Origin of the sequence: Pseudomonas putida, from assembly GCF_002741075.1 — a bacterium.
Lineage (GTDB): Bacteria > Pseudomonadota > Gammaproteobacteria > Pseudomonadales > Pseudomonadaceae > Aquipseudomonas > Aquipseudomonas putida_T.
This window is the reverse complement of the sequence record NZ_CP016634.1, coordinates 3685736-3703139: the sequence shown is the minus strand read 5'-3', so window position 1 is coordinate 3703139 and position 17404 is coordinate 3685736. Positions and strand designations below refer to the sequence as shown.

Sequence of the window (17404 nt, the reverse complement as noted above, 5' to 3'; positions counted from 1 at the left end):
TGGGGCGCTTTCGACAGGGGCTGAGATTGCCGTTCAGGATGCCTCGGGGCGTGGCTCCTGCGTCAAGTCATGAATGCAAATTGTGCAGATATCGTCATCAACGCTGATGAAAACCATCAAGCAATTGTTGCCGCGACCAGTTCAACCTAAAAAAGACAGAGCGTGCCAGACACCTCGTCGAACCCTTCGATCCACTGGCGGCTATAGACCACCCGCCTGTCTGGGACGGGGTTTGGTAACCCATCGCTGAAAACAGAGCGCCGCTCACCGGACATCCGCTGAACGCGCATTCTCGAACCGAGAGGCTGCAACTCCACCGCCTAAGCACACTGATCTCCAACACAGTTTCTGCCTATTTCAATAATCCACAAAAAAGGGCTTAGCTATGTCAGGCCAAGGTAAATTCAAGAAACAACTGTCGCTGATGGACTTGACGTTCATCGGCCTGGGAGCCATTTTCGGCTCCGGTTGGCTGTTCGCCGCCAGCCATGTGTCGGCCATCGCAGGCCCGGCGGGCATCATTTCCTGGTTGATCGGCGGCTTCGCCGTGCTGCTGCTGGGCATCGTCTACTGCGAACTGGGCGCCGCCTTGCCGCGCGCCGGTGGCGTGGTGCGCTACCCGGTCTTTTCCCACGGGCCCTTGCTGGGCTACCTGATGGGCTTCATCACCATCATCGCGTTCTCGAGCCTGGTGGCGATCGAAGTGGTCGCCTCGCGTCAGTACGCTGCGGCCTGGTTTCCGCAACTGACTCATCCGGGGACCAATGACGCGACCCTGGCCGGCTGGCTGGTGCAGTTCGCCCTGCTGTGCCTGTTCTTCGTGGTCAACTACCGCAGCGTCAAGACCTTTGCCAAGGCCAACAACCTGATCAGCACGTTCAAGTTCATCGTGCCGCTGCTGGTCATCGTCGTGCTCTACAGCTTCTTCCGTCCGGAAAACCTCGAGGTCCAGGGCTTTGCCCCGTTTGGCATGTCCGGCATCGAAATGGCCGTCTCCGGCGGTGGCATCATCTTCGCGTACCTGGGGCTGACGCCGATCATCTCGGTGGCCAGTGAAGTGCGTAACCCGCAACGTACCATTCCGATTGCGCTGATTCTCTCGGTGCTGTTGTCCACGGCCATCTATGTGCTGCTGCAAGTGGCATTCCTGGGCAGTGTGCCGACCGAGATGCTGGCCAATGGCTGGGGCCTGATCAACAAGGAATTCTCACTGCCTTACCGCGACATCGCCGTCGCCTTGGGCGTAGGCTGGCTGGCGTACCTGGTGGTCGCCGATGCGGTGATCTCGCCGAGCGGCTGCGGCAACATCTACATGAACGCCACACCACGGGTCATCTACGGTTGGGCGCGCACCGGCACCTTCTTCAAGGTGTTCACCCGCATCGACGAGAAATCCGGCATCCCGCGCCCCGCGCTGTGGCTGACCTTCGGCCTGTCGATCTTCTGGACCCTGCCGTTCCCCTCCTGGGAAGCGCTGATCAACGTGGTGTCGGCCGCGCTGGTGCTGAGCTATGCGGTCGCCCCGGTCTCGGTCGCCGCCCTGCGCCGCAGCGCGCCGGACCTGGAGCGCCCGTTCCGCGTCAAGGCCATGGGGGTGCTGGGTCCGGTGTCGTTCATCATCGCCTCGTTGATCGTCTACTGGTCGGGCTGGAGCACGGTGTCCTGGCTGCTCAGCCTGCAGATCCTGATGTTCGTCGTCTATCTGCTGGCCGGCCGCTTCGTGCCCACCGAGCACCTGTCGCTCAAGCAGCAAGTGCGTTCGTCGCTGTGGCTGGTGGGCTTCTACGCGATGATCATCGTGTTCTCCAAGCTCGGCAGTTTCGGCGGAATCGGCGTGCTGGCCCATCCGCTGGACAACGTCGTCGTTGGCCTGTGCTCCCTCGGCATCTATTACTGGGGCGCACGCACTGGCGTGCCGGCACACCTGCTGCGCCTGGATGCCGATGAAGAGGAAGAACAACCGAACGTCCAGCCAGCCACTAAAGGATTCACCACCGCCCACGCTCGCTGAGTCGCAGGTCGACTCCGCCACGCCTGGCATTTTCACGCACGCACCGCGGCAGCCTTGGGCTGCCGCGGTCGCATTCAGGGAGTAACAGCAAATGAATGACAGTGTCCACATGACGCTCGAAGAGGTCCATGCGCTGGCCGTCAGCGCACTGCTGGCCAACGGTATGTCCGATGCCCATGCCCAGGCCATCGCCGATGTGATCACCCAGGGCCAGCGCGACGAGTGCCATTCCCATGGCCTGTACCGGGTGCTGGTGTGTGTGCGTTCGCTGCGATCCGGCAAGGTCGACCCGGCGGTGCTGCCGACGGTTCATGACAGTGGGCCGTCGATCGTCAAGGTCGACGCCCACAAGGGGTACTCGCTGCTGGCCTTCCAGACCGGCCTTCCTGTGCTGGTGGAAAAGGCCCGCAAGCAGGGCATCGCGGCCCTGGTGATTCGCAACTGCTTCCACTTCTCGGCGTTGTGGCCGGAGGTGGAGGCCATCGCCGCCCACGGGCTGGTCGGCATGGCGATGACACCCAGCCACAGCTGGGTGGCGCCGGCAGGGGGCAAGCGGGGCGTGTTCGGCACCAACCCGTTGGCATTCGCTTGGCCGCGTCCGCATGGCGAGCCGTTCGTGTTCGACTTTGCCACCAGTGCGATCGCCCGGGGTGATATCGAACTGCACGCGCGTGAAGGCAAGCCGATTCCCGATGGTTGGGCACTGGACCGTGATGGCCAGCCGACCAACGATGCCAGTGCTGCATTGGCCGGCGCCATGCAGACCTTCGGTGGGCACAAGGGGTCGGCCTTGGCGGCGATGATCGAGCTGTTGGCAGGTGCATTGATCGGCGATATGACCAGCCTCGAATCCATGGCCTTCGATGACGGCGCCGGTGCTACGCCGTGCCATGGCGAGCTGCTGCTGGCGTTCGACCCCAAGGCGTTTCTCGGCGAAGACCTCGAGGCCGGGTTGCAACGAGCGGAGCACTTGTTCGCCGCCATCACCGATCAGGGCGCACGTTTGCCTTCCCAGCGACGTTTCAGTGCCCGCAAGCGTTCAGTGGTTGAAGGTGTCTGGGTGAATCGACAAGTCGTCGAGGACATTCGCCGTTTACTGTGAAGAGGGACGCTCGGCTCACGCGAACCATTAACCTCTTATTGGATGCGCAAGTAACGTTCGAATAATTGTTTTAGTCGAACGTGACGTGCGTTGCTGTTTGCGTGGATGTTCAGTTAAAAACAATCCAACTGGATAAGTGCGCGTGGGCTGCGCCGAGAAACTTGCCGCTTCTTGTTTTGAAACAATGAAAACGGCGTTTATTTTTTTTGACGATGTGGTTAATATCGCGCCGCCATCAGTACGATGGTGAATTATAAATTAAAGGATTTAGTAATGAAAAAGCTGATCAAAGCCACCGCCGCTGTTGCTGTCATCTCGGGCGTGGCCCTGCTCTCCGGCTGCACCGGCCAAGTCTACAACCAGCCAAAGAACTGCTCGTACGACTACCTGTTCCACCCATCGGTTTCCATCTCCAAAGTTATCGGCGGTTGCGGCCCGATCGACAAGCTGCCACAACAGCAGTAATTTTGGATGTACGGATTACACCTCGATTGGGTGTAATCAGAACCCCCTCTCTTAATGGAGTAGGGGGTTTTTTATTGCCAGTGTGCAACAAGTAGTGGCGTTATGATATTAGTTGCGATCAGGCCATCGAAACTAAGGGCGCAACTTATCTAAGCCAGTGACTTGGCCATCTCGGCAGTGGCCTGCCAGCCCTGCGCTTCATATACCGGCCGGCCAACTTCCGTGGCGTGCAGCACCCCGAAGCCGATCCCGCGCGTGACGAATTCGGCCTCGGCCAATTGCATCAAGGCCGACGCCAACCCCCGTCGCCGGTAAGCAGGCTCGACGAACACATTCAGTACGTAGCCGCGTTGATCCTGACTCGGATGAGCAGGATGGGGCGGCCAATCGATGCTCATCAGGCCAATCGCCGCTGCATTGATCGCCCCGTCCATCAGGGCGAACCCGTAGTAGCGCCCGTCCGTCAGGCGCGGGAGCAACCAGGGCCGAAAGTGTTCGGTCATCACGCACAGTTGCGTGGGGTCCCCGCCGGCCTCCAGGAACATCCGCTCACGGTGTTCACAGATCATTGCATGGTCGTCCAGTTCCAGCCTGCGAGGTGTCAGGCCCGAGAAATCGATGTCGCCAGGAAATTCGTTCATGCGCTGCACTCCGGTGGAGTGGCCGATGCTAGTGCAGGCCCGTGCCGGACGTTAGTGACAGATCGGCGTGAAACGGGCCATACAGTGGGTCATAAGCTGCCTGTGAGGTCATGGGGCAAGTAAAAGGTGCCGCATGCCGCAGGTCGCAAATACGCCAAGGGATATTCAAGAACCGAGCGCAGGCAGCCGATAGATAAAGGCAGGACCCCGCGATTGCGGGGGCGAGCGTGCAACATTAAAAAAAGAAAAGTTACCCAAGGTCTCTGAACATGAACCTGAAATTCCGTCACAAGATTCTGCTCAGTGCCTGTGGCATCGTGGTATTGGCGTTTGCCTTGTTTACCCTCTACAACGACTACCTGCAGCGCAACATCATTCGCCAGAACATCGAATCCTCCGTACAACAGGCTGGTGCCCTGACCGCCAGCAGTGTGCAGAACTGGATGACCGGACGCATCCTGATACTGGAAAACCTGGCCCAGGACATCGCCCAGCAGGGCGCTGGCGAGAATCTGGTGGGGTTGATTGAGCAACCGTCCTACACCAGCAACTTCCTCTTCACCTACCTGGGCCATGCTACCGGCGTCTTCACCCAGCGCCCGGACACGCAGATGCCCGACGGCTACGACCCTCGCCAGCGACCTTGGTACAACGCGGCGACCAGTGCGGGTCATACGGTGGTCACCGCCCCCTACCAGGGCGCTGTCGGTGGCCTGATGGTCACCATTGCCTCGCCGGTCAAGAGCCGGGCTGATGGCACCTTGGTCGGTGTGGTCGGGGGCGATCTCACCTTGGACACCTTGGTGAAGATCATCAACTCGGTGGACTTCGGCGGCATCGGCCACGCCTTCCTCGCCGATCGCAGCGGCCAGGTCATCGTCAGCCCCGACAAGGACCAGCTGATGAAGAACCTCAAGGACATCTACCCCAATGCCGGCCTGAAGGTCGAACCGGGCATGCAGGACGTCACCCTCAATGGCCAGGATCGGATCATCTCCTTCGCCCCGGTCGAAGGCCTGCCGTCGGCGCAGTGGTACATCGGTCTGTCCATCGACAAGGACAAGGCCTACGCCCCGCTCAGCCAGTTCCGCACCTCGGCGATCATCGCCATGCTCATCGCCGTGGCTGCCATCGCGGGCCTGCTGGGCCTGCTCATTCCGGTGCTGATGCGTCCGCTGACCACCATGGGCCGCGCCATGCGGGACATCGCCGAAGGCGAAGGCGACCTGACCCGCCGCCTGGCAGTGCAGCACAAGGACGAGTTCGGTGAGCTGGCCACCTCGTTCAACCGTTTCGTCGAGCGCATCCACGCCTCGATCAGCGAGGTGTCCTCGGCCACCCGCCTGGTGCATGACCTGTCGGAGAAGGTGGTCAACGCCTCCAACGCCTCGATCATCGGCTCCGAGGAGCAGAGCATGCGCACCAACAGCGTCGCCGCGGCGATCAACCAGCTGGGCGCGGCCACCCAGGAAATCGCCCGCAATGCCGCCGACGCTTCGCAGCACGCCAGCGGCGCCAGCGACCAGGCCAACGATGGCCGTCAGGTGGTGGACGATGCGATCAACGCCATGACCGCGCTTTCGCAGAAGATCAGCGAGTCGTGCGAGCAGATCGAAACGCTCAACGCCAGCACCGACGAGATCGGCAAGATTCTCGACGTGATCAAGGGCATTTCCCAGCAGACCAACCTGCTGGCGCTCAACGCTGCCATCGAGGCCGCCCGCGCCGGCGAGGCCGGGCGTGGCTTTGCCGTGGTGGCCGACGAGGTGCGCAACCTGGCTCACCGCACCCAGGAGTCGGCCGAGGAGATCCACCGCATGATCACCAGCCTGCAGGTAGGTTCGCGCGAGGCGGTGCACACCATGAACGAAAGTCAGGTGTCCAGCGAGCAGACCGTGCAGGTGGCCAACCAGGCCGGCGCCCGCCTGGCCAGCGTGACCCAACGCATCGGCGAAATTGACGGCATGAACCAGTCGGTGGCCACCGCCACCGAGGAGCAGAGCGCCGTGGTCGAGAGCCTGAACCTGGACATCACCCAGATCAACAGCCTCAACCAGCAAGGGGTGGAGAACCTCAACGAGACCCTGCGCCATTGCGACGCCCTGAGCCAGCAGGCGGGGCGGTTGAAGCAACTGGTGGGCAGCTTCCGGATCTGAGGCGCGCCCTTCGCGGGTGAACCCGCTCCCACCGGTACCGCGCCGTGCTCAGGCTCGGCGTTGTACCTGTGGGGGATTCTTGGGTGCTGAACACGTCGTGGGAACTGCACGAACCTCTGTGGCGTACCCGCACCGTTGATCGGAATCCAGGCTTCGGCCGAATAAAAACATATTTTGATGCTTAAATTATTCTTGTCAGTCCGATCCTTTTCCTGAGGGTGCTGCCATGAATCTCAAGATCGCTGCCTTGCTGCTGCTCGCCCTGTGCGTTCCGCCAGCCTGGAGCCAAACCCCTGCCACATCCGCTGCACCAGTTGCCGATTCCGCCGCCCTGACCACGCGCTTGGCCCTGCGCGATCTTTGGGGCGAGCATGTGTTCTGGGTCAGGAATTATGCGCTCGCCAACCAGACCGGCAACAAGGCGCAAGCTGAAACCGCCGCCAAGCAGGTGGTCAGCAATGCCACCAGCATCGCCAATAGCATTGCTCCGCTGTACGGCCAGCCTGCCGCTGACCAGTTGCTCAAGCTGCTGGCCGGACACTGGGGGGCCGTCAAGCATTACAGCGATGCCACCGTCGCCAAGGACAAATCCGCTAAGCAAGCGGCGGTGAACGAGCTGTCGAGCAACGCCAAGGCGTTGTCGGCCTTCCTGGCCAAGGCCAACCCGTATTTGCCGGAGCAGACGTTGCTGTCGATGCTGACGGCCCATGGGGGGCACCACCTGTCTCAGATCGACCAGCTCGCCGCGCAGGACTACGCTGGGGAAGCACAGACCTGGCAGATGATGCGTCAGCACATGCTGACACTGGCCGATACCTTGGCCGGGGCGTTGGTCAAGCAGTTCCCGGACAAGTTCTGAACGAGGAGCCACTCGCATGCTGGAAGGACTGGGCCGTACCCAGCAGGACCTGCTCAATGCCTTGCTCTACCAGCCTGACGGCATGAGCATCGATGAATTGGCGCAGGCCCTGGCGATCACCCGTACCGCGGTGCGTCAGCACCTGGCGGCACTGGAGCGCGACGGCCTGGTCAGACGCGGCGCCACCCGGCCCACCGGGCGGCGCCCGGAGCAACTGCATCAGCTGACCGATCATGCACGGGAGCTGTTCCCCCGGCAGTATCCCTTGCTGGCCAACCTGTTGATCGCCGAAGTCGCCGGCCTCATCGGGCCCCAGGCCCTTTCGGCGCTGATGCGCAACCTAGGCCGCAAGATGGCCGAGGACCTGGAGACGCAGGTGGTGGATGAAGCGCGCATTGTGGAGTACATGAACAACGCAGGTTACGAGGCCCAGGTGTTCTTCCGTTCCTCCGGCGAGCCGCAGATCGTTGCCCACAACTGCGTGTTCCATCACCTGGCCAAGGCCCATCCGGTTGTCTGCGAGCTGGACCTGGCGCTGATTGGGGCCCTGGGCGGTGCTGAGGCGGTGCATGAGGAGTGCATGTTGCGTGGGGGCACGGTGTGCCGGTTCTCGCTCAAGCGCGAGGACCCGAGCCAGTGATCAGGGCCGCTATGCGGCCCCTCGCGCTGTGGGTCAGAACGTCTTGCTGACCGAGGCCACCACCGTGGCCGAGCAGACATCCTTGAAGCCGAGGTAACTGGCGCATTCGCTCTCGGAGAGGTCGGTGTCGATGTAGCTGACGGACCAATCGAGCGACAGCATCGTGCGGGTCAGCTTCACCTCCCATTCGTGGTAGTCGTCGCGGCTGGCGCCGTCATTGGCGAACCAGCTCGGGTCCTTGTAGTCGTTGCGCCCGTAGCGCACCAGCAGGTCGGTGTCGTACGGCAGCAGCGTGGTGTAGCCCACGTAGCTGTAGAGCATCGACTGGTCGCCGTTGAAGTTGTCCGAATAGTTGCCGCCCAGCAGCACGCCCCAGGCGCGCAGTTCGGCATGGTACTCGCCGTAGTTGAAGTTGCCCTGGCGCGGGTAAACGTACTTGATGTACGAGGTGTCGAGGGTGACGTCGTCGTTGATCTGCCAGAAGTAGCCGGCGTAGTAGTCCAGCTCCTGGCGCGTACTGCTGCCGAAACCGAAGTCGACGTTCGAGCTCCATACGCCTGCATACAGGCCGCTGGCGTGGGCCAGGGTCAGCGAGCCCTGCAGGGCCGGATCGTTCTGGGTCTGGGAGATGCCGCGGGTGCGGTAGTCGCTGAAAACGCCAGCCGTGGCCTCAAGGCTGAAATCGTCGTTGAGGTCGATGGCATGGGCCAGCGGGGCGCAGGCGAGCAGGCCGCCTGCGATGAGGTTGCGTACGGTCATTCGATGCTTTCCATTTATTGTTGTTGTGCACGGTGTAACGGGGGGCGCTTCGTGGGTGAACCCGCTCCCACAGGGATGCGTGTCGAGTTTGTGGACGCGGGTTTCCCTCCGGGATGCGATCAGCGCTGGTAGATCTGCTTGCCGGCGAACCAGGTCTGCAGCACCTGGGTGTCACGCAGCGCCTCGGGATCGACGTGGAGCACGTCGCGGTCGAGGACGATCATGTCGGCCTGCTTGCCCACCTTCAGCGAGCCGACTTGCTGCTCCAGACGCATGGCGCGGGCGGCATTGAGGGTGTAGGCCTGGAACATGGTTTCTCGGTCGATGGCTTCGTCGGCATTGAGCACGCCCTTGGGACCTTTACGGCTGACGGCCTGGTAGATCGCCTTCCACGGCTCCGGGGTGGTGATCGGCCAGTCGCTTGCGCCAGCGATGGTCGCGCCGGCCTTGTACAGCGAGTGGGCCGGGTAGCTGTGGGCGAAGGCATGCTCATCGACATAGGGCTTGACCAGGTCGAGGTTGGTCTCGTCGGCACTGGCCCAGTACAACTGCATCGAGGCAATCACATCGAGTTGTTTGAAGCGCGGGTAGTCTTGGGCGCTGACCATCTGCAAATGGGTGATCGAGTGCGGGACACCGCTGTGTCGCGCGCGTCGGGCCTGTTCCACGCCGTTGAGTGCCTCGCGCACAGCGCGATCGCCTATGGCATGCACATGCACCAGCCAGCCACGGGCATCGGCGGCATCGACCAGCTCACCGAAGTGCTTCGGGTCCAGCAGCAGTTCGCCGCGTTGGCCGGAGTTTTTGTAGGGCTCGAGCATCGCCGCGCTCTGCGCCGGCATTTCGGCGACGCCGTCGGCGAAGACCTTGATGCCGGGCAGGGTGAGATTGCGTACGCCGAGGAACTGTTGGCGCACTTTGTCCAGTTCATCCAGGTCGGCTGGGCGGGCCTTGGAGTCGGCCATCAGCAGGGCGGCGATGTGCGCCGTCAGTTCACCGCGTTCGGAGAGGTCCTTGTAGACCGGCAGCACGCCCAGCGAGTCGTTCTTCACATCCGCGCCGGGCAGTTCGTTGGCCAGCGGGTCCATCCAGCCGGTGATGCCCAGCTGCTTGGAGTAGTCCAGGGCCATGCGCCCGGCGGTCATCAAGGTGTCGTGGGACAGCGGCGGCAGCAGGTCGGTCACCGGGTAGTAGCTGGCGTCGGCCAGAAACCCGTTGGGCGTGCCGTCCTGGTGTTGGCCAATGGTGCTGCGCGCTTCGGCGGGCAACGCCGCGATGGTCTTGGCGTCGATCTTGGCGCGCTTGAGCAGGGCCTGGTTGGCCCATCCGGTGTGCATGTCGTTGGCGGCCAGCAGGATCGGCTGGTCGGCCCATTCGCCATGGTTGAAACGCTGCTCCAGGGCCGGGATGTCGTCCCAGTAGGTCCCCGGCACGCCACCGACGGCCAGGAACTCGCCACGCACGGCCTTGCCATCTTTGCGCCACTCGCGCAGGCGCTGTTCCAGTTCATCGAGGGGGATCTGCTCGCCCATCAGGTTGGCCAGCTCCAGTTGCAGGCCGCCTTTGATGGCATGGGAGTGGGAGTCGAGCATGCCTGGCATCAGCACCTTGCCGCCCAGGTCGATGACCCGGGTGCCGTCGGCCTTCAGGGCCAGCACGGCCTGGTCCGAGCCCACGGCGACGATCCTCTCGCCCTCGACTGCCACCGCCTGCTGGAGCGGCTGGCCTGGTTCGGCGGTGTAGACCTTGGCGTTGTGAAAGATCACGTCCACTGCCGCGAAGCTGTGCAGGGAGGTGCAGGCCAGGCCCGCGCTGATCGCCATCTTCAGGAGGTGCTTCATTCGATGCCTCGTTCTTGTTGTGATGGAGCCGCAGCCTAGCCAACGCGCAAGGCCGGTTAAATGCGACGACAGGCACAACTTTTTTCGCGATCAGGAAACAATCCCTGGCCTATGATTGCCGTGGTGCAAGCCACAGGCTGCTCGGCGCCTATTCAAATCCGCGCCATTTGCGGGCTTGATGAAAAGGCGCGGATACTCACGCGCTCCCGCCATTGCCTCGCTTGTGCCGAACAGGAAGAAACCATGGACAAAATGACGGCCCTGACCATCTTCGTCGCCGCCGCCGAGCACGGCAGTTTCAGCCGTGCGGCCGAGCAGTTGGGCAAGACGCCCTCGGCCATCACCAAGGCTGTCGCTCACCTGGAGGCCGAGCTTGGGGTGCGCCTGTTCGAGCGCACCACCCGGCGCATGGCGCTCACCGAGGCTGGCAGCCTGTACCTGGACGGCGCGCGCCAGGCCTTGATGCACCTGCAGCTGGTGACCGAGGAGGTGGAGCAGTTGCAGCACGAGCTGCGTGGCACCTTGCGCATCACCGCGCCGCCGTCGTTCGGTCCGGCGTTTCTCAACCAGGTGTGCTTTCGCTTCATGCGCGAACACCCGCAGGTGCGTCTGGAGGTGAACCTCAACGACGCCAACGAAGACCTGATCGACGGTGGTTACGACCTGTCGCTGCGCGATGGCCCCACCGACCAGCCAGAACTGATCGCCCAGCCGCTGATCGAGAACCGCGTGATCCTCTGCGCCAGCCCCGACTACCTGGCCCAGCGGGGTGGGGCCATCACCTTGGAGAACTACGCCCAGCACGACTGGCTGCTACTGCGCCATCCTCTGCTCAATCGCAGCTTCTGGTGGGTCGAGCACGAGGGCCAGACCTTGCGCGTGCGCCAGCCCACGCCTCGGCTGGTGAGCGACAACTTCGACTTCCTGCTTGCCTGCTTGCTCGATGGTCATGGCCTGCAGTTCGTGCCCACCTGGTGCGCCGCGCCCTATTTGGCCAAGGGGCAACTCGTGGAAGTGCTGCCGGACTACTGGCGGGCGTTGAGTGCCTTCGGGCCCTGGGTGCACGTGCTGTACCTGCCCCATCGGCGCAACACGCGCAAGGTGCAGGCCTTCATCGCCTTGTTGCATGAACAACTGCGCAGCCAGGGGCTGTAACCAGGCAGCGGGGCTCAATTGTTCCGCTCAGGCACAAAAGTTGTGCGGGTTGTGGCGATGATCGACCGGGGATGGCTCGCTAGGCTAGCGGTGGTTGCTTGAACACAGCGGCCACTTCGTGCCCGGTCCATGGTCCCGTCACTCTCACGGCAGGTACATGCAACAGGGGGGCGAGGCGGCCTCACTCTTTCCAGAACAGCAACGATGCCTCGAGCCAGCTGTACCAGGAGTTCCCCCGCAGTGAAGATCCATACCCTAGTCACCGATATCCGCACGCCCGCCGAGCGTGGTCGTCAGATCGGCGAGCGCTTCGCCGAGCAGATCCGCCATACCACCCAGCTTTACCTGGACTTCTTCCCGCGAGTGGGCGTGTCCCTGCGCGAGGCGCAGCGCATCGGCGAAAACAGCCTGGCCGCCCTGGAAGCCTGGAGCCCGAACCTGGCAGCCGAGGTGATCGGTATGGCCAGCGGCGCCGACCTGCCGTTGTGGCAGCTGGCAAGCCTTAACGCCCGCACCGAGGTGCTGGCGGCGCGTACCCGTCACAGCGAATGTTCAACCACTGTGCATGCACCGCGTGGCCCGCGTGCGCCGCAGACCCTGCAGACTTGGGACTGGCACGACAGCCTCTGCCCCCACGGCCTGATGCTGGCGCTGCACACCGAGCGTGGCATGAACGTCAAACTGTTCTGCGAGTTCGGCATGCTCGCCAAGCTGGGGGTGAACAGCGCAGGTCTGGGCCTGCATTTCAACATCCTCCATCACACCAGCGACAACGACAGCGGGGGGGTGCCGGTGCATGCGATTGCCCGCCGCCTGCTCGAAGACGCCAGCAGTGTCGAGGAAGCCATCGAACTGGCCCGTTCGGCGCGGGTCAGCGCCTCCACCGTGCTCACCGTGTTCTCGCGCGAGGACAGCAGCCCGCGCGCCGTCAGCATCGAACTGAGCCCTGAGCGCACGGCGCTGGTGCTGCCGCGTGAAGACGGCTGGTTGCTGCACACCAACCACTTCCTCGACCCGCAACTGAGCTTGGGCGAACAGGTCGCCGACCGCGCCGACACTCAGTGCCGCCTGGGGCACCTGGAGCAGGTGATCGGCCAGATGGGCAGCGCCGATCTGCGCGCCCGTGCCGAAGCCATGTGTGGCGCGCAAGGCGACAGCGCACCGATCTGCTTCCACCCGGACATGGCCATGCCCGACACCGAGCGGTGGGAAACCCTGCTGAGCGTGGGGATCGATACCGAGCGCTGCGCGCTGGAATACGTAGCGGGCACGCCGCTGCAACTGGCCAAGGCTGGCTTCGAACGTTTCTGAGCCCACCCGGTGCCGCCTGAGCAGGGCGGCACCCGCTGACAACGAGAACAACAACAATGCATGCGGAACATTCCAACCCTGCGTCGTCCCGGTCTGCGCTGCGGACCTTCTGCGTCTCCGGCATGGGCACTGCGCTGGAGTTCTATGACTTCATCATTTATGGCACCGCGGCTGCGCTGGTGTTTCCCCAGGTGTTCTTCCCCCAGATGGACCACCTGACCGCGACCTTGGTGGCTTTCAGCGCCTTTGGCGCCGGCTTCTTCGCCCGTCCGTTGGGCGGTTTGGTGTTTGGCCACTACGGTGACCGCATCGGTCGCCAGAAGGTGTTGGTCGCGACCTTGCTGCTCATGGGCCTGAGCACCTTCCTCATCGGTTGCTTGCCAAGCCATGCCAGCATCGGCATCGCTGCGCCTATCCTGCTGGTGTTGTTGCGCCTGATCCAGGGCTTTGCCGCCGGGGGGGAATGGGGCGGTGCCGCGCTGTTCGGCATCGAGTCGGCGCCGCCGGGCAGGCGAGGGTTGTGGGGTAGCTTCACCAGCATGGGCATCGGCGTCGGCGGCATCCTCGGCGCAGCGGTGTTCGCCATCGTCAGTGCCGCCTTCAACGACAACCTGGTGGACTTTGCCTGGCGCATCCCATTCTGGCTCGGAGGCACACTGGTGTTGATCGGCCTGTATGCGCGCCTGAAGGCACCGGCACCGGTCGCTGCTCCGGCAGTCAAGCCGGTCCGTGCGCCACTGGCCGAGGCGTTGCGTCAGCGTCCACGTCAGCTGCTGTTGTGCACCGGGATCGCCTTCGGCTATTGCACCATCGCCTACATCGGCAGCACCTTCTTCCTGACCTATGCCACCCAGGTGGGCTTCGGCAGCACCCAAGCGTTGATGTTCGACCTGACCTTGTCTATCGCCATCGTGTTCTCCGCGCCGCTGTTCGGCTACCTGTCCGATCGCCTGGGTCGGCGCACGGTGATGGTGTTCGGTGCGGTGGTCATGGCGCTCGGGTTGTTTGCCTTCTTCGAGCTGGTCGGCATGAAGAGCTTTGGCATCGCCCTGTTCGCCTACAGCCTCACGGGCCTGTTGATGGGCGCTACCCAAGGGCCGATCCCGGCGTTCCTGGGCGAGCAGTTCCCGCGCAGCATGCGCTACTCCGGGATCTCGGCGAGCTATCAGATCGGTGCGGCATTGGGCGGTGGGACAGCTTCGAGCATCGCCACGGCGATCCTTATCCTCACCGACCACAACCCGTTGGGCGTGGCGTTGTATGGGGCAGGGGCGCTGGCGTTGGTGGCGGTCTGTTCGCTGATGCTGCGCGAGACCTCGCGCCTGAGCATGGCGCAGATCGACGAAGCGCCGGCTGGCGTTGCCGGGGAGGCGGTGCTGGCCCGCCATTGACAGCGTATGGCGATCGTTGTGTATCGCCAGACCTGGCCCTTTCGCGGGTAAACCCGCTCCCACAGGTACAGCGTTGTTCTCGAGGGCGCTGCAGAACCTGTGGGAGCGGGTTTACCCGCGAAGCAGGCGGCGCGGTGTAGCGCAGGCGCCGCCAGGGGCTTAGCCGATGACCAGTTCACGCAGGCCATTGGGATGCTCGATGCGCTCACCCGGCAAGGCGATGCGCTGGTTGGCGCGGTAGTCGTGGAAGGCGCGAGCCTTGCCGATCAGCGACAGGTCCAGGGTCACGGCATGGCGGGACTCGCCTCGGCCTGCCTCGAACAGCGTCCTGCCAAAGGGGTCCACTCCCAGGCTGTTGCCAACGAACACACAATCATCCGGCCCGTGGCCGACCCGGTTGGCCACCACGGCAAACACCTGGTTTTCCATCGCCCGGGCCATCACCGACACGCGATGCACGTTGTCCTCGGGCTCGGCCAGGCCATCGGTGATGAGCATCACCTGCGCGTCGAGCGCCGTCAGTGCCCGGGCGGTCTCAGGGAATTCGCTGTCGTAGCAAATCAGCAGGCCAATGCGCACCCCGCGCCACTCCACGGTCGAGAAGCGATTTCCTGGTACCACGATGCCATGCTCCGGCACCCACAGATGGGTTTTGCGGTAGGTGAGCAGAATGCCTTCAGGGGCGATGAACAGGGTGGTGTTGTAGAAGGTGCCATTGGCATTCTCATAAAGCCCCAGCACCACCGCCACATTGCGCTGACGCGCCGCTTCGACCACCGCCTGCACGGCTTCGCCCTCGACAGATTCCGAGAGCATGCCGACGTCTTCCTGGCTGAGAAACCCAGTCAGGTGCGACTCGGGAAACAGCACGACGTCGGTGTCCGGCGCACACTGGGCGATGTCCTTCAAGATGCATTTCAGGTTGTAGTGCGTGTCGCCATCGCGTGTTGTTGTTTGTACCACTTCGATTTTCATGGGCAGTCCATCTCGTTGTGTGCGACCGGCTTGGGGTCGGGTGACTTTTGCAAAGGGTGATGCAAGTATGAAAACAACGACTGTCAAAACAATCACGCTGAGTGGTTAACCCGGGGGTAGGCATGGGCCTGAGTCTGCAGGATCTTTCATGGCATCAGGGCATAGGCCAATGCATCGAGCACCTTGATCGCCCCAGCTTCTGGCGCACGCTGGTCACGCTGGTGGGGGATTTCGTCGAAGTGGACTCTTGGGTCGCCTTGCTGTTCAGCCACGATAGGCCGCTGATCTTCGACCAGAGCCCTTACGACCGCGAGGGTGTCGACCCGTTGGTGAGCGAATACGCCAATGGCCTGTACCTGCTGGACCCGTTCTACCTCAACAGTCGGGAGCGCCCCGTGACTGGGTTGGTGCGCCTGGCCGACATCGCCCCGGAGCACTTCCAGCAGACCGATTACTACCGCCTGTACTTCACCCATAACGTGGTCGCCGACGAGGTCCAGTTCAACGTGGCGGTGGGCGAGGGGCGCACGCTGTGCCTGTCGCTGGGCGGCTGTCGGCGTTTTAACAGTGAGCAGCTCGCCTTGTTGGAGCTCATCCGGCCCTGGCTGATCGGCCTGATGCGCCAGCGCCTGCGTTTCGAGAGCCTGCCGGAGCGGGCGCCAACCACCAAACCGGCGCTGGACTACGCCCATGGCCGTGAAGAAGCGCGCCAGCAACTGGAATCGGTGCTCACTGCGCGGGAGCTGGATGTGGTGCGCTTGATTCTTTCCGGCCACTCCAACAAGGAGGCTGCGGCCAAGCTCGAACTCTCTGCAGAGACAGTTAAGGTTCACCGGCGCAATGTGTACCGCAAGCTGGATGTGAACTCCCAGAGCGAGCTGTTCTCGTTGTTGTTCCTGGCAGGCGAGGCGCTGAGCAGTCTGCGCTCCGCTTCCTAGCTTTTTACGAGTAGCGGGATTCGGGGCCGCACAGCGGCCCCCGGTTTCTACCCCTGCCAACCCACCTGCCGCAGGGCGCTGAGCAACCGCTCGCCGCCCAGTCCCGGCACCAGCACGCCATCGGCGGTGTGCATGTCGACGCCCGCCAGCAGGGCATTGACGATCGCTTCTTCCACCGCTTCGGCCGCCGCCATGAACAACGGCGTGATGTGGTCGTTGTTGAGCATCTGCACCGGCAAGCTGAACGGCGTGCCTTTACGGCCGTACTCGGCCACGGGCAATTGCTGCTCGGCGCAGGAGAACGCTACGAACAGATCGCCACTGGCATCCTCGGTGCCACCGCCGGTGCGGGCGATACCGATGGAGGCACGCTGGGCCAGGCGCTGGCACTGGTGCGGGAGCAGCGGGGCGTCGGTGGCGATGATCACCACGATCGAGCCCATGCCCGGTTCACCGCGGTCGTCGAAGGGCGAAGGGATGCCATCGAGTACCCGGCCCACCGGATAGCCGTCGATACGCAACTCGCGGCGCTGGCCATGGTTGGCCTGGACTAGCGCTCCGACGGTCCAGCCGCCTTGCTCGGACGACAGCTTGCGCGATGCGGTACCGATGCCGCCCTTGAACTCATGGCAGATCATGCCCGTGCCGCCGCCCACCGCCCCCTCGGCGACCGGGCCGGATTCGGCGCGGGCCAGGGCTTCGTTCACCTGCTCGGCGCCGACGTGCTGGCCCCAGATATCGTTGAGCAGGCCGTCGTAGGTTTCCATCACCACCGGCATGCACCAGTACACGGCAGGGTCGGCCAGGGCGTCGCGTTCGGCGGCGATCAGGGCGTCACGCACCACTCCGACGCTGTGGGTGTTGGTGATGGCCAGCGGCGTAGTGAGCAGGCCGGCTTCGCGGATCCACTCAAGCCCGGTGGCGTCACCGTTGCCATTGAGCACATGGACCCCGGCAAAGCACGGCGCCAAGCGGGCTGCGCCAGGGCGCGGCTGGATCACGGTGACGCCGGTGCGCACCTGCTTGCCGTCGTGATCCGCAATGAGGGTGCTGTGGCCGACACGAACACCGGGCACATCGGTGATGGCGTTGAATTGGCCGGGGGTACCCAGGCCCAGGGTGATGCCAAGTTTACGCGCGCGCATAGGGACTCCTGTTGT

Annotated in this window: 15 protein-coding genes; 10 read left to right on the top strand and 5 right to left on the bottom strand. The window is 63.4% G+C overall.

The features are described from left to right. The first annotated feature begins 385 nt into the window (after window positions 1-385). The 3 genes from IEC33019_RS17350 (at window position 386) to IEC33019_RS17340 (ending at window position 3578) form a co-directional block, all read left to right on the top strand. Entirely contained in the window at window positions 386-2011 is a 1626-nt protein-coding gene (locus tag IEC33019_RS17350; protein WP_070094371.1) for an APC family permease, read from the top strand. A 91-nt stretch (window positions 2012-2102) separates the two neighbouring features. After that, window positions 2103-3113: an Ldh family oxidoreductase gene (locus IEC33019_RS17345; RefSeq protein WP_070094370.1), complete on the top strand. Its 1011-nt coding sequence runs from the start codon at window positions 2103-2105 to the stop codon at window positions 3111-3113. Between the two features lie 273 nt (window positions 3114-3386). Beyond that, on the top strand, window positions 3387-3578 hold the full coding sequence (locus IEC33019_RS17340) for a YhfL family protein (RefSeq protein ID WP_043214725.1): 192 nt from the start codon (window positions 3387-3389) through the stop codon (window positions 3576-3578). 149 nt (window positions 3579-3727) lie between these two features. On the opposite strand, the gene IEC33019_RS17335 is transcribed toward IEC33019_RS17340, so the two are convergent. Continuing rightward, on the bottom strand, window positions 3728-4219 hold the full coding sequence (locus IEC33019_RS17335) for a GNAT family N-acetyltransferase (RefSeq protein ID WP_070094369.1): 492 nt from the start codon (window positions 4217-4219) through the stop codon (window positions 3728-3730). A gap of 269 nt (window positions 4220-4488) precedes the next feature. Between IEC33019_RS17335 and mcpA the strand changes: the two genes are divergently transcribed. From mcpA to IEC33019_RS17320, 3 genes are all read left to right on the top strand, one after another. Continuing rightward, a complete protein-coding gene (mcpA, locus tag IEC33019_RS17330) occupies window positions 4489-6375 on the top strand; it encodes a methyl-accepting chemotaxis protein McpA (protein WP_099593774.1) in 1887 nt (628 codons plus the stop codon). A 226-nt stretch (window positions 6376-6601) separates the two neighbouring features. After that, window positions 6602-7234: a hypothetical protein gene (locus IEC33019_RS17325; RefSeq protein WP_070094629.1), complete on the top strand. Its 633-nt coding sequence runs from the start codon at window positions 6602-6604 to the stop codon at window positions 7232-7234. Between the two features lie 16 nt (window positions 7235-7250). Further along, window positions 7251-7874: a helix-turn-helix transcriptional regulator gene (locus tag IEC33019_RS17320; RefSeq protein ID WP_070094628.1), complete on the top strand. Its 624-nt coding sequence runs from the start codon at window positions 7251-7253 to the stop codon at window positions 7872-7874. A gap of 33 nt (window positions 7875-7907) precedes the next feature. On the opposite strand, the gene IEC33019_RS17315 is transcribed toward IEC33019_RS17320, so the two are convergent. After that, window positions 7908-8633 carry a TorF family putative porin gene (locus tag IEC33019_RS17315; protein ID WP_070094627.1) on the bottom strand — a complete coding sequence of 242 codons (726 nt, stop codon included), beginning with the start codon at window positions 8631-8633 and terminating at the stop codon, window positions 7908-7910. Between the two features lie 119 nt (window positions 8634-8752). Continuing rightward, the gene (locus IEC33019_RS17310) at window positions 8753-10474 is read right to left on the bottom strand and encodes an amidohydrolase (protein ID WP_070094626.1); all 1722 of its coding nucleotides are present in this window, start codon (window positions 10472-10474) and stop codon (window positions 8753-8755) included. 243 nt (window positions 10475-10717) lie between these two features. On the opposite strand from IEC33019_RS17310, the gene IEC33019_RS17305 reads away from it, so the two are divergent. The 3 genes from IEC33019_RS17305 (at window position 10718) to IEC33019_RS17295 (ending at window position 14331) form a co-directional block, all read left to right on the top strand. Continuing rightward, window positions 10718-11629 carry a LysR family transcriptional regulator gene (locus IEC33019_RS17305; RefSeq protein ID WP_070094625.1) on the top strand — a complete coding sequence of 304 codons (912 nt, stop codon included), beginning with the start codon at window positions 10718-10720 and terminating at the stop codon, window positions 11627-11629. A 240-nt stretch (window positions 11630-11869) separates the two neighbouring features. Next, the gene (locus IEC33019_RS17300; protein ID WP_070094624.1) at window positions 11870-12940 is read left to right on the top strand and encodes a C45 family autoproteolytic acyltransferase/hydolase; all 1071 of its coding nucleotides are present in this window, start codon (window positions 11870-11872) and stop codon (window positions 12938-12940) included. Window positions 12941-12996: 56 nt separating this feature from the next. Then, a complete protein-coding gene (locus IEC33019_RS17295) occupies window positions 12997-14331 on the top strand; it encodes an MFS transporter (RefSeq protein ID WP_070094623.1) in 1335 nt (444 codons plus the stop codon). Window positions 14332-14490: 159 nt separating this feature from the next. On the opposite strand, the gene IEC33019_RS17290 is transcribed toward IEC33019_RS17295, so the two are convergent. Then, window positions 14491-15306 carry a carbon-nitrogen hydrolase family protein gene (locus tag IEC33019_RS17290; RefSeq protein ID WP_070094622.1) on the bottom strand — a complete coding sequence of 272 codons (816 nt, stop codon included), beginning with the start codon at window positions 15304-15306 and terminating at the stop codon, window positions 14491-14493. 122 nt (window positions 15307-15428) lie between these two features. On the opposite strand from IEC33019_RS17290, the gene IEC33019_RS17285 reads away from it, so the two are divergent. Then, window positions 15429-16244: a LuxR C-terminal-related transcriptional regulator gene (locus IEC33019_RS17285; RefSeq protein ID WP_070094621.1), complete on the top strand. Its 816-nt coding sequence runs from the start codon at window positions 15429-15431 to the stop codon at window positions 16242-16244. 47 nt (window positions 16245-16291) lie between these two features. Here the strand turns inward: IEC33019_RS17285 and IEC33019_RS17280 are convergent, their stop codons facing one another. Then, entirely contained in the window at window positions 16292-17389 is a 1098-nt protein-coding gene (locus IEC33019_RS17280; RefSeq protein WP_070094620.1) for a DmpA family aminopeptidase, read from the bottom strand. Window positions 17390-17404: the final 15 nt, after the last annotated feature.

Excerpts from the sequence above, each read along its gene's own strand:
- IEC33019_RS17350 (WP_070094371.1), top strand. The coding sequence starts at position 386 with ATGTCAGGCCAAGGTAAATTCAAGAAACAACTGTCGCTGATGGACTTG.
- IEC33019_RS17345 (WP_070094370.1), top strand. The coding sequence starts at position 2,103 with ATGAATGACAGTGTCCACATGACGCTCGAAGAGGTCCATGCGCTGGCC.
- IEC33019_RS17340 (WP_043214725.1), top strand. The coding sequence starts at position 3,387 with ATGAAAAAGCTGATCAAAGCCACCGCCGCTGTTGCTGTCATCTCGGGC.
- IEC33019_RS17335 (WP_070094369.1), bottom strand. The coding sequence starts at position 4,219 with ATGAACGAATTTCCTGGCGACATCGATTTCTCGGGCCTGACACCTCGC.
- mcpA (WP_099593774.1), top strand. The coding sequence starts at position 4,489 with ATGAACCTGAAATTCCGTCACAAGATTCTGCTCAGTGCCTGTGGCATC.
- IEC33019_RS17325 (WP_070094629.1), top strand. The coding sequence starts at position 6,602 with ATGAATCTCAAGATCGCTGCCTTGCTGCTGCTCGCCCTGTGCGTTCCG.
- IEC33019_RS17320 (WP_070094628.1), top strand. The coding sequence starts at position 7,251 with ATGCTGGAAGGACTGGGCCGTACCCAGCAGGACCTGCTCAATGCCTTG.
- IEC33019_RS17315 (WP_070094627.1), bottom strand. The coding sequence starts at position 8,633 with ATGACCGTACGCAACCTCATCGCAGGCGGCCTGCTCGCCTGCGCCCCG.
- IEC33019_RS17310 (WP_070094626.1), bottom strand. The coding sequence starts at position 10,474 with ATGAAGCACCTCCTGAAGATGGCGATCAGCGCGGGCCTGGCCTGCACC.
- IEC33019_RS17305 (WP_070094625.1), top strand. The coding sequence starts at position 10,718 with ATGGACAAAATGACGGCCCTGACCATCTTCGTCGCCGCCGCCGAGCAC.
- IEC33019_RS17295 (WP_070094623.1), top strand. The coding sequence starts at position 12,997 with ATGCATGCGGAACATTCCAACCCTGCGTCGTCCCGGTCTGCGCTGCGG.
- IEC33019_RS17290 (WP_070094622.1), bottom strand. The coding sequence starts at position 15,306 with ATGAAAATCGAAGTGGTACAAACAACAACACGCGATGGCGACACGCAC.
- IEC33019_RS17285 (WP_070094621.1), top strand. The coding sequence starts at position 15,429 with ATGGGCCTGAGTCTGCAGGATCTTTCATGGCATCAGGGCATAGGCCAA.
- IEC33019_RS17280 (WP_070094620.1), bottom strand. The coding sequence starts at position 17,389 with ATGCGCGCGCGTAAACTTGGCATCACCCTGGGCCTGGGTACCCCCGGC.